We start from the raw sequence: 15,222 nt of genomic DNA on the forward strand, positions 1-15,222 counted from the left end.
AGGGGAGTAGATAATGATTAATCGACCTATCATTGCTTTAGATTTTCAGAATAGAATGCAAACGACAGATTTTTTACAGTTATTTCCTCAAGATGAACAACTATTTGTTAAAGTTGGTATGGAATTGTTTTACAGTGAAGGAACTCGTTTTGTTGAAGAATTAATTGATCAGGGGCATGACATTTTTCTTGATTTAAAATGTCATGATATTCCAAATACTGTTCGGCAAACTATGACCAGTTTAAGTCGACTAGGTATTTCATTAACAACAGTCCATGCGGCTGGTGGCGTTGAAATGATGAAATATGCATTAGATGGATTAGACCAAGGTAATTCCTCAATAAAAATGCCGAAAATAATCGCAATTACACAATTAACTTCTACCAGCCAAGAACAACTAGAAACGGAACAATTGGTTGAACGACCATTAATTGAAAGTGTCGTTAATTACGCTAAGTTAACAGAATTAGCTGGATTAGCGGGTGTTGTTTGTTCAGCACAAGAAGCTAAAATAATTAAGGAAGCAACTTCCAAAAACTTTTTGGCAGTCACACCTGGAATACGATTGGAAGGGCAGGCAGTAAGTGATCAAAAAAGAGTAATGACACCAGCTGCTGCAAAAAGAAATCAAAGTAGCGCCATCGTTGTCGGACGATCAATAACGCAAGCAGTAGATCCGTTTGCTGCTTACCAAGCAATCAAAAAAATGTGGGAGGAAGCTTAAATGAATTTAGCAGAGACAGTTGCCAGTGATTTATTAGAGATTGGTGCCGTAACTTTATCGCCAAAGAAGCCGTTTATTTGGGCAAGTGGACTAAAAAGTCCAATTTATTGTGATAATCGGTTAACGATTAGTTATCCTGAAATTCGTACTAGAATCGCTAAAGGCATAGCAGGTATTATTCGTGAAAAATATCCTGATACAGAGGTAATTGCAGGAACGGCAACTGCAGGAATACCCCATGCAGCATGGATTGCTAATGAATTAAATTTACCGTTAATTTATGTTAGAACAAAGCCTAAAGATCATGGTACTGGTCAACAAATTGAAGGACGATTAATCAAAGGACAAAAAACTATTTTAATTGATGATCTCATTTCAACTGGTGGAAGTGTTATTCAAGCAGTTAATGCAGCAAAAAATGAAGGCGCTGATGTTCTAGGTGTCATCGGTATTTTTAGTTATGAACTAGCGGCAAGTACGACAAATTTTGCTGATATTAAAACACCTTTTGAGACATTAACTAATTATTCAACACTTATTAAAGTAGCTAAGGAACAAGAAAAAATTAATTCTGATGAAAAATTATTATTGGATAAATGGCGTATCAATCCAAGTAATTGGTTATAGTAAAAAAGTTTCAACTAAGAATAATTTCTTAGTTGAAACTTTTTATTTACGACGCATAGCCATAATTTTTTGTAAGTCTGGTGTAATAAAGGTTGAGTTTTGACCTTCGTAGACAACAAAACCTGGCTTTGAGCCATTGGGCTTTTTAATCCGTTTAACTTGGATATAATCTACTGGAACAGATGCTGATTGACGATATTTTGAGAAATAAGCAGCTAAGTTAGCCGCTTCTGTGACTGTTTCATCACTAGGATTAGAACTGTGAATAATTACATGGGAACCAGGAATGTTTTTAGCATGTAGCCAGATGTCAGATTTATTGGCTGTCTTCATGGTTAGTTGATCATTTTGAAGATTATTCTTACCAACAGAGATAAGGGTTCCATCTGTTGCATAATATTCATCTGGTTTACTTATTTTAATTTTAATTGCTTTTTTATTTTTATTCAATTTTTGTTCTTTTAATAAACCTTGTTGTTGTAATTCAACCTTAATATCTGGTAAGTCTTTAGGTTCAGCTAACTCGATTTCTGATTGAATTTCTTCTAAGTAAGCAATTTCTTTTTTATTTAGGAGAAGTTGCTCATTAACAAATATAACTGCATTCTTTTGTTTTTGATATTTTTTAAAATATTTTTGTGCATTTTTTGAAGGTGAAATTTGATTGGATAATTGAATGGTCATTTCTTTTTCATTATCATAGAAATTAGGTAATGAAACTTCTGTCATTCCTTGTTTAACTAAGTGAAGATAAGTAGTTAATAATTCACCTTGGACCCGTAATTGATCCGCTGTTTCAGTATTTTTTAAAGTTTTTTCTAATTTTTTTTGTTTACCACGGTTCTTTTTGAGCTCATTTTTAACAACGCGGATTAAATGGCTACCTTGTTGTTGAACGCGGTCTTTATTTGCTTTATCGAGATAGTAAGTATCCAGCATTTCGCTTAATGAATCGAATTCTTGACCAGTACCAATTTCTTTATTTGGAATGGCCGAAAAATCAAGACGTTTGCCAGATAAAATAGTTGGTGTCGGTGTATCAAATTGTGTGAAGAAAGTTGACCAGCTGACACTAGGGTCTTCAACATTAGTATGAAGTGCAGTTGCAAGATCTAAACTAGATTGACCAGCGAGACCTTGATAGCTATTTTGAAGTTCCTTCGCTAGGACTTCCTTATTTGGAAACTCGGATAAAAGTTTTTTAAATGTATCAGTTGTATCTGTAAATGGATTTAATTTATCTTGAGCTGGTGGCTGACGATAGGTTGCACCAGGTATTAGCATACGATATCGATTTTGGTCTGAACTAATATGTTTAATGGTATCCAAAACCTTATCATTAGTTGGATTAATTAGTAGACAATTACTATAACGTCCCATCATTTCTAAACTTAAAATTAGAGGTTGTTCATCACCAAGTTCATTTCTAGTTAAAAATGAAAAATTAATAATACGATCATTAGCAATCTGATCAATTGCTACAAGTTGACCGCTCTCTAAATATTTACGAAGCATCATAGTAAAATTAGTTGGTGTTTTAGGATTTGAATAGGGAATATTTGTAATTTGTGCACGAGCATAACTTGAATGTGCAGATAATAGTAAGGGTTGATTCTTTCTATTTGCACGAATTGTAATAATAACCTCATTAGGGTAGGGTTGTGATATTTTTGAGACCCGACCACCGATTAGTTTGGTTCTTAGTTCACTAATCATTGCATGAGTAAAAACGCCATCAAATGACATTTAATCAACTCACTTTCTATAAAATATGTTTAATAACTACAAGTGTAACGTTTTAAACGATAAATCGCAAAGAATCATTATTGAATAGTTTTCTTGCCATTTTTAGTCTATATATTGTATAATGCAAGGTATATCGAATTTAAGGGGTCAACAAAATGAAAACAAGTCTTGAAAACTTACTATCAATTGATAAACAGTATAAAGTGATTTTACAACGTTTAACTAAAAAAAATCAATTAACAATATCTGAGTGGCAGTTATTAAAGAAAATAAGTGCTAAATTTAACACACAGGAAAAATTGGCCGTAGAAACAGATCTAGATATCTCAACACTAAGTCGACAATTAAAACGCTTAGTTGAAAAAGAAATGCTTGATAAGCATAGTATCGGTGACGATAAACGCCAATTGATTTATACAATGACTGAAATCGGCGTTGAGTCGTCAAAAGCAGTTGATAAAGGTTTTACTGAACTTGAAGCAACTATTTTTGAAAAGTGGCCAGAAGATGAACAAAATTTATTAAGAATATTATTAAATCGCTTAGACAAAAGTCTAACGAGGACTGACGTTTAAACCGTCATAAAATGAGGTGTTTAATTAATGAAAATAGCAATTGTAACAGATAGTACTTCGTACCTATCTAAAGATCAGATTGAAGAGAACAATATTACTATAATTCCTATCCCAGTCATTATTGACAATAAAATTTATAATGAAGGCGTTGATATTACAACTGAAGGATTCTATGAAAAATTAAAGACATCTGCATCCTTTCCAAGTACCTCACAGCCTTCTGTTGGGGAAATGATTAACTTATATGATAAATTAGGTAGCGAAGGCTATGATATTATTTTAAGTATTCATTTAACAAATACAATTTCAGGATTTATTGATAATTTAAAAAATATAGCACCAACAATTGAGTCAACTCGTGTGATACCGTATGATTCTGGTATCACAGTTATGTTAATGGGATATTTAGCTTTGGAAGCTGCTAAAATGGCTAAAGAAGATGCCTCTATCGATGATATCATTGCCCGATTAGATGATTTGAAGACAACGTTAGGTGAATATTTCATTGTTGATGATTTGCAAAATCTTGTACGAGGCGGTCGTTTGTCTAATGCTTCAGCCTTTATTGGAAGTGTTCTTAAAATTAAGCCAATTTTAACATTTGATAGTGTTTCAAATAAAATTGTTGCATTTGAAAAGATTAGATCAACTAAGAAGGCAATTAAGCGTGTAGAAGATTTATTTGAAGAGCATCGTGCATCTGTTGATTATCCTTTACGTGGACTTATTATTCATGCAAATGATGAAACGTCAGCAATTAAGTGGCAGACTAAAATGAAGAAGAAATATCCTGATATGACATTTGATATCAGTTACTTTGGACCAGTCATTGGGACACATTTAGGTGAAAAAGCATTAGCATTAGCGTGGATTAAAGACTTTGATCAAGCTTAAGAGTTATTAAAACTAACAACCGGTTTAATCGGTTGTTAGTTTTTTGTTTTCAAATAATAATTAAGATGTAACTGTGACTAGATAATAGTATGTCGGAGAAAATAATTTTAAGTTAATAGATAAAGTTTAAAAGCATCAAATGAGTGGTAAATTGAGACTTATCATATTAACACTATCCAACTTTAGTTAAAACACACAATTTAATGAAAGTTTAGTAGCGCAATATCTTACTGATTTTAAACAAGTCTATTTAAATTATCATTCGTTTTGTATTTGTATCTCGCTCATTTTATTTTATGTAAATATAATTTGTTCATCATAAAATATATTTACAATTATTATTCTCCAATAAATTATATAATTAACACTAATATTTGTAGATACATATCAAGCATGACGACCATAATTTGCCAAATTATGGTATTAGCTATATAAGGATTACTTAAAATCTAAAGTATTAAATATATTAGTTATTTTGTGAATAAACACTAATTTTAAATAATATGTATCATACTGTTTGATATAAGAACATTTTGCGTTCAACTTTCATTAAAGTTGAATTGTAACTCTTTAATGTGTTATTCTCTACGTATTAAACTATCCGTTATAATGAGGTGTATTTTTGAGAAAAGAAAAATATTTAGAATTAATTGAGAATGAATTACAGTACCAACCTTGGTATGCGCAGGAATACTATCAATCTAAATCTACAATCCCCCTATCCAATGCAACGTTATATCAATATTTAACAGAGTTTAGACGTTTTTTTGATTGGTTACTGGCAGAAGGTATTGTTAACGAAAAATCAATTAAGACAATCGATATTAGTGTTTTAGAACATTTAAAAAAGGAAGATATGGAACTATATAAATCCTCCCTACTTTCTAGAAGTAAATCAAATAATGCAAATAGCAACACACAACTCTCTAGGAGCACTGTAAATCGTTCTCTAACAGCGATTTCTTCATTGTTCAGGTATCTTTCTGAAGAAACGGAAAAAGAAGATGGAGAGCCATATTTTTATCGTAATGTGATGAAAAAAATTACTGTCGTAAAAGATAACGAAACGTTTGCTACACGTGCAGCAAATATTAAAGATAAATTAATGCTTGGAACTGAAGATCGTGATTATATTAACTTTATTGATCAAAAATATGCCGATTTGTTAAAGCCTAAAGGTCTTTCCTTTTTCAAACGGGATAAAGATCGCGATATTGCTATTAACGCTTTAATGCTAGGTAGTGGTTTACGGGTTTCAGAAGTTGCAAATAGTGACCTACCTGATTTAAATTTAAAAACAAATAATATTACCGTCATTCGAAAAGGTGGCAAGAAGGATACTGTGCCAATTGCACCGTGGGTAATCCCCTATCTTGTTAAATATATTGAAGTGCGTACAATGAACTATAAAGTAGATAAAATGGAAAAAGCCCTATTTTGTTCATCATATCGTGGAATTGGAAAACGCATTGAGAGTGGTACAATTGAAAAATTGGTAGCCAAGTACTCATCTGCATTTAAAGTCCGTGTTACGCCGCATAAACTACGCCATACACTCGCTTCTAAATTGTACCTAGAGACGAAGAATGAACAACTTGTAGCAACACAATTGGGTCAGAGTTCGACAAGTGCAACTGCGTTATATACCCATATGATTGATGAAGAACAACGGAATGCTATTAATAAATTATAAAATAAAAACGATTAACTCGATATTGAGTTAATCGTTTTTATTTTATGACTTTCCTTCCCATTCAGATTTGAAATTCTCAAGGAAATCTAACATAATTTGATGTCTATTTTTAGCCATTCGTTTTCCTGGTTCAGTGTTCATTGTTTCTGTAAGTGTCAATAACTTTTCGTAGAAATGGTTAATGACCGTTTGATTCTCAATATTCCTGTATTCTTCTGGGGTCATATTTCTTCTTGGACCACGATGTGGATCATATATTTTACTGCCAACATGTCCACCGTAATAAAAAGTTCTAGCAATACCGACAGCACCAATTGCATCTAATCGATCAGCATCTTGAACAACTTTTGCTTCTTCGGGCAAGTTAATAGTATTATCGTTCAATTGGTTTTTAAAAGAAATTGATTTAATAATTATTAAAATATCATTAATTTGAAGTGAAGTTAAATCAATAGATGTTAAAAAATTTGTTAAATTAGTTACTTCTTCTTTAACATTATCGACTACTTTATCATCAATTACGTCATGTAAATAACTACTAAGAACAATTATTAAATAATTGATATTATGAATTTCTGAGGCAATCGTTTTTGAATTTGTAACGACTCGTTCAATATGAGCAAAGTCATGTCCAGAAGTATCTGACGCTAATTTATTTTGCGTATATATTTTAACTGCTTGAATTTGTTCTTCAGGTAGCATCCTAAATTCTCCTTAAAATAAAAAAGCTTAGAGATAAAGTCTAAACTTTTAAGATTTTTTATTAAGCTTCAAAAACAGCTTGTAATTGAGGAACAACTTGTTTTTTTCTTGAAACAACACCAGGTAATGACAATTTGTTATCAGAAAGTTTTGTGTTGAAGGCTTTTTCAACCATTTCTTTAGGTTCTCCAACAACTAATAGTTCTGAATCACTGTCTAGGATATTTGTAACTAATAGTAAGAATAAATCATAATTATTAGCTTTACTATCATCTTCAATCGCTGAAACTAGTGCAGCTTCACGGTTAAAAACTTCTTCTAAATCAACGGTATTAACTTGAGCAACACGTACTGTTTTACCAGCCATATCAAAAGATTTGGCATCTCCGTTAATCAATTCTGTTTCAGTTTTGCTAGATAAATTAGTTCCAGCTTTTAACATATCTAATCCGTATACATTGTAATCAGTGTTACTAATTTTAGAAAGTGCTTTAGTTGCTTCAATATCAACTGGAGTCGTTGTAGGTGATTTGAATAACAATGTATCAGAAATAATAGCTGACATCATTAATCCTGCAATATTAGCAGGAATTTCAATATTGTTTTCATTAAACATTTTCCATAGGATGGTACTTGAACAACCGACAGCCTCTGCGCGGAAATTAAGAGGCATATTGGTTGTGAAATTAGCAATACGATGATGATCGACAACGTCTGTTACAACAAGATCAGCGATATCAGAAACACTTTGTTGAGATTCATTATGATCAACTAACATAACTGATTCAACCTCATTTTTAGCTGTTTCAATAATTCTTGGTTCAGGTTCATTAAAGTAATCTAAAACAAATTTTGTTTCTTCACTTAATGTTCCTAAGGTAACGGCTTCAGTATCGAAACCTAATTTATTTTGTAGATATGAGAATGCTTTAGCAGCTACAACTGCGTCTGTATCAGGACTTTGATGTCCAAAAATTAATTGTTTAGTCATTATTATAATCTCCTTTTTATTTGTTAATTTCTTTAAGTCGAGTCATGTAATCTTTTTCTTCTAAAAATTTATCAAATGCATTTAAAAAATGTTCATTTCTAGGAATTTCATCTTTATCTTTTCTAAAGACAAATGACAAATCAAATTTTATTTCTGGATCAAAATGAGATGTCCAAAGGTCTTTGCTTTCAGGATGAGCCGTTAAAAATGAAGTTGGTAATGCTGAATAAGCATGTGTTGCACGAGCAAATTTTAAAATCTGTGTGGGTGATGTAAATCTAGCAACACTCTTTGGCAGGTTAACTAATTGATTTTGATAAATTGTTTTAATTGTTTTATCAAGATAATAATCACTTGGATAAGTGACCCAAACATTATCAATTGTTTCTTGAAGTCTAACTTTCTTTTTAGAAGATAACTTTTCATTATGATGTAAAAACAATAAATCTTCAGTAAAGATTTTCTTACTTTCGTATGGTTTCCAGTTTTTAATACTTTCATCTGGAAGATACATAATAGCTAAATCAATTTTATTATTCTCAAGTTCACTCCAAATTTCTTTACGCGTTAGTAAATGGAATGACACAATAATATCTGGATTATTTTTATAGTACTGGATAACAAAATCATCAAACACTTCGTCTTCGATTGAAGCCAAAATCCCGATAGTAATTTCTCCTTGTGTTGCACTTGTTGATTGTTGAATTTCATTCGTTGCTTTATTTAATGTTTCATAGATTTGGTGTGTTGCATCTAGCATTGTATAGCCAGCATCAGAAAGATGTAATTTTTTACCAACAGAATAAAAAAGTGGTGCACCAACTGTTCTTTCTAATTTTTTAATTTGCTGTGTTAATGCAGGTTGTGTGATTCCTAATATTTGGGCTGCTTGCGTATAATTCATTATATCTGCAAGCTGTAAAAAATATGTTAACGTTTTTGATGAAAATATATTTTCTTGCTTTGTTTTCATATTAGCGTGATCTCCTCAGTTCTAGAAATTAATAGTCATATTAGTATAATAAGCGTAATAAAAAAAAAGAGCAAACAAATTTGCCTTTTTTTAACAATTTAATTATTAATTAATCTCATTTAAATTATTAGGTATTCCTAATTGTTCTGTATCAATAACAAATGAACCATTTGAATATCTATCAGATAGCGGATATGACATTGGTTCGATAATAAATTCATTGCCACTTTCAGTAAGGGCATTTAAATTCACATCTTTAGTAATGAGTTTCATGCCAACGACTCTATGAGGTTCCTTCTTAAGCTCTCTAAGAACAAGAACGCCACGTTTCGCCCTACTTGTCGAGCTCACTTCTGATACAGCCATACGCTTAAATGAACCGCGCTGTGTTAATAATCCAATCTGACTATGTTCAGTTACTAAACAAGTAGCGGCAACATAATCATCCTTCTTAAGATTCATCGCGATTACACCAGCTGCTTTAGATCCGACAACAGGAACTTCTTCGAGAGGATACTTTAATCCATACCCATCATGTGAAGCACTAAAAATGAATAACGAGTCATCCGTTTCTTTCAAGTATGAAATCAAGATAACATCATCGTTAGCTTCCTTCAATTTCATGAATTTACTTGCATGACCTTTATAAGTTCGTCCGGGTTGTAAGTCGGAAACCAGTGTTTGTTTAATGAATCCATTTTTAGTTGCAAAAACAAATTTACCAGGGACATTCACTTTTTTGAAAGAAAATGCTTTAATTAAATATTCATCAGTATCTAATCCAATAGTTTGTGAAATATGTTCCCCAGTATCTTTCCACTTTGCCTCAGTTATTTCATGAATTGGACGGTAAATCATATTTCCCTTATTTGTAAACATAAATAGATGATCTAATGTGTTAACAGATTCATTAAATACAATTTGATCTTCGTTTTTCAAACCATTCTCATTTACTCCTGAGGCGTTAAATGACCGTAATGAGCTACGTTTGAGATAACCATCACGGCTAACTAATACTTGAACATCTTCGGGAGTTACTAAAACTGCTGTTTCAATCTTAATGTCTTCAATATGTTCTTGAATTTCAGTTAGTCGAGGTGTGGCATATTCTTTAGATACTTGTTTAAGCTCTTTTTTCACAACATCAGATAACTTACTAGGATCTGCCAATATTGCTTTGTAATCAATAATTTTTGCAGCAAGCTCTGCATTTTCTTTTTCAAGCGCAGTCACATCTGTATTAGACAAGCGGTACAGTTGTAATGAAACAATTGCTTCAGCTTGTTTTTCTGTGAAATCGAACAGATCCATTAAGCTTAATTTAGCACTCTTTTTATCTTTACTTGCACGGATTGCTTTAATTACTTTATCTAAAATTGATAAAGCTTTAATTAACCCTTCAACGATATGTTGACGAGACTCAGCCTTTTTTAAATCAAATTCAGTTCTTTTTTTCGTAACACTTAATTGATACTCTAAGTACGAAGATAAGAATTTTTTTAAGCCAACTAACTCAGGTCGTTGATGGTTAATTGCAACCATATTGAAATTATACGAAATTTGTAAATCAGTATTTTTAAATAAATAATTTAAAATACCTTGTGCATTGACGTTGCGTTTTAATTCAATTGCAATTTGTAGTCCTTCACGATCACTTTCATCTCGAACTTCAGCAATCCCATCAACTTTTTTTAATAAGCGAATTTCATCCATCTTTTTAACAAGAACAGCTTTATTCACTTCGTATGGAATTTCTGAAATAATAATTTGTGTTTTACCACCCTTTAGTTCTTGAATCTCAGTTCTAGAACGAACGACTACTTTACCACGCCCCGTTTTATAAGCACTCTGGATGCCGGATAGTCCTTGTAAAATACCACCGGTTGGAAAATCGGGGCCCTTAACGAATGACATTAATTTATCTAAAGTCGCATTTGGATGACCAATTAAATAAACAACGGCATCAACAACCTCGCTTAAATTATGAGGTGGAATTTCAGTTGCATACCCAGCTGAAATTCCCGTTGCACCATTTACTAACAAATTAGGAAATCTTGCTGGTAAAACAGTTGGTTCATACTCCGTATCATCAAAATTCAATACGAAATCAACCGTTTCTTTTTCAATATCACGTAGCATTTCAGTCGCAATTTTACTTGTACGAGCTTCTGTGTAACGCATTGCGGCAGGAGAATCACCATCCATTGACCCATTATTTCCGTGCATTTCAATTAATGGTGTTCGTAATTTCCAGTTTTGACTCATACGGACCATAGCTTCGTAAATTGAGCTATCTCCATGAGGATGAAAATTACCCATAACATTTCCGACAGATTTAGCAGATTTTCTAAACCCTTTATCATATGTGTTACCATCTTGATTCATTGCGTATAAAATACGACGTTGAACAGGTTTTAGGCCATCACGTATATCAGGTAAAGCACGTTCTTGAATAATATATTTAGAATAACGACCAAATCGTTCACCCATAACATCTTCTAAGGTCAGCTCTTGAATTTTTGATGTATCTTTTTCTATAGCCAAATTAATAATCCTCCTTCCTTAGTCAGTCGTTGTTTGATCTTCAAATAATGTTAAATCTTCTTCATTTTTTAAATCAGTAACTTGTTTACTTGATACCTTATCAAGGATACTACCGTCCTCTTCAAGTGAAAATTGAACATTTTCTTCAATCCAATTTCGACGAGGTTCTACCTTGTCGCCCATTAAGGTTGTCACTCTTTTTTCAGCAAGTGCAGGATCATCAATTCGAATTCTAACTAAAGTTCTTGTCATTGGATCCATAGTTGTTTCCCATAATTGATCTGCATTCATTTCGCCCAGACCTTTAAATCGTTGTAGGTTGTAACCACGTCCAATTTTTGTTGTTGCTTTATCAAGCTCTTCATCGGTCCAAGCATAGATACTCTCTATTTTTTTACCCGTTCCTTTTTGAATTTTATATAAAGGTGGTAAAGCAATATAGATTTTCCCAGCATCAATTAGTGGACGCATATATTTATAGAAAAATGTCAATAATAAGGTTTGGATGTGCGCACCATCAGTATCAGCATCAGTCATGATAATAATTTTATCGTAGTTACTGTCTTCGAGCTTAAATTCAGCACCAACACCTGCGCCAACTGTATAAATCATTGTATTAATTTCTTCATTTTTTAAAATATCTTGTAATTTTGCCTTTTCAGTATTCAATACCTTACCACGTAAAGGTAGAATGGCTTGGAATTTGCGTTCACGACCTTGTTTAGCTGAACCACCGGCAGAATCACCTTCGACTAAAAACAACTCATTTTTCTTAGCGTTTTTCGATTGTGCAGGTGTTAATTTCCCAGATAATAAGCGATCATTTTTCTTTTTCTTTTTCCCATTTCTTGAATCATCACGAGCCTTACGAGCTGCTTCTCGAGCCTCTCTAGCTTTAATTGATTTTCTAACAAGTTCTTGTGCAAACTCACCATTTTCCATCAAATAAAACCCAAGTTTTTCACTCAGAACGCTATCGACGATAGATCTTGCTTCGGGTGTACCTAATTTACCCTTCGTTTGTCCTTCGAATTGCAATAACTCTTCAGGTATTCGCACTGAAATGACTCCTGAAAGGCCCTCTCGAACATCACTACCTTCTAAATTACGATCTTTATCTTTTAAAAGACCTAATTTTCTGGCATATTCGTTAAATGCTTTTGTCCAAGCAGACTTCATTCCTGCTTCATGTGTACCACCATCTTTTGTCCGAACGTTATTAACAAAGGACATTAAGTTTTCTGAGTAGCCATCATTATATTGTGCTGCAACTTCTACTTCAATTTTATCTTTAATGCCATCAAAATACATCACTTCGCCAAGTGTATCTTTGTCTTCGTTTAAATAAGCAACGAATTCTTTAATACCTTCTTCAAAATGATAGATATCTTGTTTATCAGTTCTTTCATCTGTTAAAACAATTTTGACACCACGTAATAAAAAGGCAGACTCTTTTAATCTTTCAGCTAAAATATCATACTTATAAATTGTAGTTGAAAAAATACTTTCATCGGGTTTAAAAGTTACTGTTGTTCCATTTGCTCGTTTAGTTGCACCTAATTTTTTTAAAGTCCCAACTGGATGCCCACCATTTTTAAACTTTTCTTCATAACGAATACCATCACGAACGGTATCAACTGTTAATGATGAAGATAATGCGTTAACGACACTTGCGCCAACGCCATGTAGTCCACCAGACGTTTTATATCCGCCTTGGCCAAATTTTCCACCAGCATGTAAGACAGTGAAGATAACTTCAACAGTTGGTATTCCTGATGCATGCATACCAATAGGCATACCACGACCATAATCTACAACAGTAATACTGTTATCACTGTGGATTGTAACGTCGATTTGTGAACCATATCCTGACAAGGCTTCATCAACTGCGTTATCAACAATCTCGTAGACAAGATGATGTAATCCCTTGCCATCTGTCGACCCAATATACATACCAGGTCGTTTTCTAACTGCTTCTAGTCCTTCAAGAACTTGAATTGAATCATCATTGTATTTTGTTTTATTTTGATTAGTCATTCAGTTAAACGCCCCTTACTCTGTATTCCTACAGTAACGTTACTATAATAACCTATTCTTTTTTAAAATGTAAAGAGAAATCCGAATAGATGTTCTATTTTATAAAAAATTTTGGTGTCTTCTTAAAAGAATGTTAAAATACTACTTATTGGATTTACTGGCTGAAAGGAGTGAATTATCATGGGTACAATCATATTAATGTTGATTATCGCTTATATTTTAGGATCAATTCCATCAGGGGTTTGGATTGGAAAATATTTTTATCAAAAGGATATCAGAAATTTTGGTAGTGGTAATGTTGGTACAACTAATACTTATCGAGTTCTTGGACCAAAAGCAGGGACTGTTGTCTTAGTGATGGATATATCAAAAGGAATTATAGCTGCAAGCCTCCCTTATATGTTTGGGGTCGCATCAACCGTTAGTCCTTTACTAATTGGTGTAGGTGCAGTAGCTGGACATACATTCTCAATATTTACTGGATTTAAAGGTGGTAAGGCAGTTGCTACTGGTGCGGGTATTTTATTACCGTATAATCCGCTATTTTTTCTTATCGCTTGTACCATGTTTATTTCTTTAATACTTTTAACGAGTATGGTAAGTGTTGCAAGTGTCATTGGATTTATTGGTATTACGATAACAGCGATATTATTTCAAGATTGGTTATTAACTAGTATTGCAGGTATTTTGACTATATTTGTTATTTATAAACATAGAGACAACATAAAACGTATTTTAAATGGTACTGAGAGTATGGTACCTTTTGGTCTTGGATTATATTTACGAAATAAAAAAAATCGATGATTATTTCATCGATTTTTTTTTTAAAATACTGTGATTTCATACGAACCTTCGAACGATTTATTTTTTTCTAACGTATAAATATTACTTTTATCTGATAAATTACCAGTAGATTCAATATTATCAGCTACTCCCCACCATGGTTCAATACAAACAAATGGTGAATTTTCAGGATATTTCGACCAGATACCAACGTAATCTGCACCATTTAATGTCACGGAAACACCATGATCATCTTCAGGTGTTGAAAGTAAGATAGTCGTTTCTAGTTGTTTCAATTCGTAAATTAAGGCATCATTTTTGAATGTTTCGCGAGATAACTTAATAGGTTCGTTGAACTTAACTGATTTTGCATTTTCGATATCGCTAAAAGGTCCAACTAGTGGAATTTGACGTCTTTCAACATTTGGTGCCACTTCAATTTGATAATTTTCTAGATTTAAATAAGCATTTTTAAGTGGTACGTTAAATGCTGGGTGTCCTCCGATAGAAAATAACAAAGGATTTTCATCGGGGTTATAAACATCGTAAATTACTTTTATTTGATGATTAGTTAAAATGTAATGTAATCTCAATCTAAAATTAAACGGATACTTTGAGATTGTTTCTGGGGATGAACCTAATTCCAGAACAACTGATGTTTTACTTTTAGAAACCACTGTAAAAAGCATGTCACGGGCAAAGCCATGTTGACCCATTTTATATGTTTTATGATCATACGCATATTCATCATTTTTTAAACGCCCAACAAATGGAAACAATACTGGGGCATGTCTACCCCAGTATTGTTTATCTGCTTGCCAAATATATTCAATAGATGTGTCATTTCCGGTAATACTGATTAATTCAGCACCTTGTTCAGCAATTTTGACTGTGATGAAATCATTTTTAAGTTCAACTGTCATTTTAGTTCAC

At 32.6% G+C, this 15,222-nt stretch carries 13 protein-coding genes; 6 read left to right on the forward strand and 7 right to left on the reverse strand.

What is annotated here, in order from left to right; all coding sequences use genetic code 11:
- The first annotated feature begins 10 nt into the window (after positions 1–10).
- Together pyrF and pyrE are read left to right on the forward strand one after the other, a co-directional pair.
- A complete protein-coding gene (gene pyrF, locus AC1RPJ_RS03030; RefSeq protein WP_481761408.1) occupies positions 11–724 on the forward strand; it encodes an orotidine-5'-phosphate decarboxylase in 714 nt (237 codons plus the stop codon).
- The gene (gene pyrE, locus AC1RPJ_RS03035) at positions 725–1,351 is read left to right on the forward strand and encodes an orotate phosphoribosyltransferase (protein WP_481761315.1); all 627 of its coding nucleotides are present in this window, start codon (positions 725–727) and stop codon (positions 1,349–1,351) included. It begins immediately after the preceding gene.
- A gap of 42 nt (positions 1,352–1,393) precedes the next feature.
- Here the strand turns inward: pyrE and AC1RPJ_RS03040 are convergent, their stop codons facing one another.
- Positions 1,394–3,097, reverse strand: a complete 1,704-nt coding sequence (locus tag AC1RPJ_RS03040) for an NFACT RNA binding domain-containing protein (RefSeq protein WP_481761316.1) — start codon at positions 3,095–3,097, stop codon at positions 1,394–1,396.
- 155 nt (positions 3,098–3,252) lie between these two features.
- Between AC1RPJ_RS03040 and AC1RPJ_RS03045 the strand changes: the two genes are divergently transcribed.
- The 3 genes from AC1RPJ_RS03045 to xerS all read left to right on the forward strand — a co-directional run bounded on the left by AC1RPJ_RS03045 (position 3,253) and on the right by xerS (position 6,259).
- On the forward strand, positions 3,253–3,672 hold the full coding sequence (locus AC1RPJ_RS03045; RefSeq protein ID WP_481761317.1) for a MarR family winged helix-turn-helix transcriptional regulator: 420 nt from the start codon (positions 3,253–3,255) through the stop codon (positions 3,670–3,672).
- A 27-nt stretch (positions 3,673–3,699) separates the two neighbouring features.
- On the forward strand, positions 3,700–4,566 hold the full coding sequence (locus AC1RPJ_RS03050) for a DegV family protein (RefSeq protein ID WP_481761318.1): 867 nt from the start codon (positions 3,700–3,702) through the stop codon (positions 4,564–4,566).
- Positions 4,567–5,188: 622 nt separating this feature from the next.
- The gene (xerS, locus tag AC1RPJ_RS03055) at positions 5,189–6,259 is read left to right on the forward strand and encodes a tyrosine recombinase XerS (RefSeq protein WP_409022540.1); all 1,071 of its coding nucleotides are present in this window, start codon (positions 5,189–5,191) and stop codon (positions 6,257–6,259) included.
- A gap of 42 nt (positions 6,260–6,301) precedes the next feature.
- Here xerS and AC1RPJ_RS03060 read toward each other — a convergent pair whose 3' ends face one another.
- From AC1RPJ_RS03060 to parE, 5 genes are all read right to left on the reverse strand, one after another.
- Positions 6,302–6,961, reverse strand: a complete 660-nt coding sequence (locus tag AC1RPJ_RS03060) for an HD domain-containing protein (protein ID WP_481761319.1) — start codon at positions 6,959–6,961, stop codon at positions 6,302–6,304.
- Between the two features lie 61 nt (positions 6,962–7,022).
- On the reverse strand, positions 7,023–7,952 hold the full coding sequence (locus AC1RPJ_RS03065) for a manganese-dependent inorganic pyrophosphatase (RefSeq protein WP_481761321.1): 930 nt from the start codon (positions 7,950–7,952) through the stop codon (positions 7,023–7,025).
- Positions 7,953–7,968: 16 nt separating this feature from the next.
- Positions 7,969–8,925: a LysR family transcriptional regulator gene (locus AC1RPJ_RS03070; protein ID WP_481761322.1), complete on the reverse strand. Its 957-nt coding sequence runs from the start codon at positions 8,923–8,925 to the stop codon at positions 7,969–7,971.
- Positions 8,926–9,030: 105 nt separating this feature from the next.
- Complete coding sequence (parC, locus tag AC1RPJ_RS03075; protein ID WP_481761409.1) at positions 9,031–11,463, reverse strand: DNA topoisomerase IV subunit A; 2,433 nt, start codon at positions 11,461–11,463, stop codon at positions 9,031–9,033.
- A 24-nt stretch (positions 11,464–11,487) separates the two neighbouring features.
- Positions 11,488–13,506, reverse strand: a complete 2,019-nt coding sequence (gene parE, locus AC1RPJ_RS03080) for a DNA topoisomerase IV subunit B (protein ID WP_481761323.1) — start codon at positions 13,504–13,506, stop codon at positions 11,488–11,490.
- Positions 13,507–13,686: 180 nt separating this feature from the next.
- Between parE and plsY the strand changes: the two genes are divergently transcribed.
- Entirely contained in the window at positions 13,687–14,310 is a 624-nt protein-coding gene (plsY, locus tag AC1RPJ_RS03085; protein WP_481761324.1) for a glycerol-3-phosphate 1-O-acyltransferase PlsY, read from the forward strand.
- A 20-nt stretch (positions 14,311–14,330) separates the two neighbouring features.
- On the opposite strand, the gene AC1RPJ_RS03090 is transcribed toward plsY, so the two are convergent.
- Positions 14,331–15,212, reverse strand: coding sequence for an aldose 1-epimerase family protein (locus AC1RPJ_RS03090; RefSeq protein ID WP_481761325.1), 882 nt, complete (start codon positions 15,210–15,212; stop codon positions 14,331–14,333).
- Between the last annotated feature and the right edge of the window lie 10 nt (positions 15,213–15,222).

It is taken from the genome of Dellaglioa sp. CoH-57-MRSF-17, assembly GCF_056782015.1.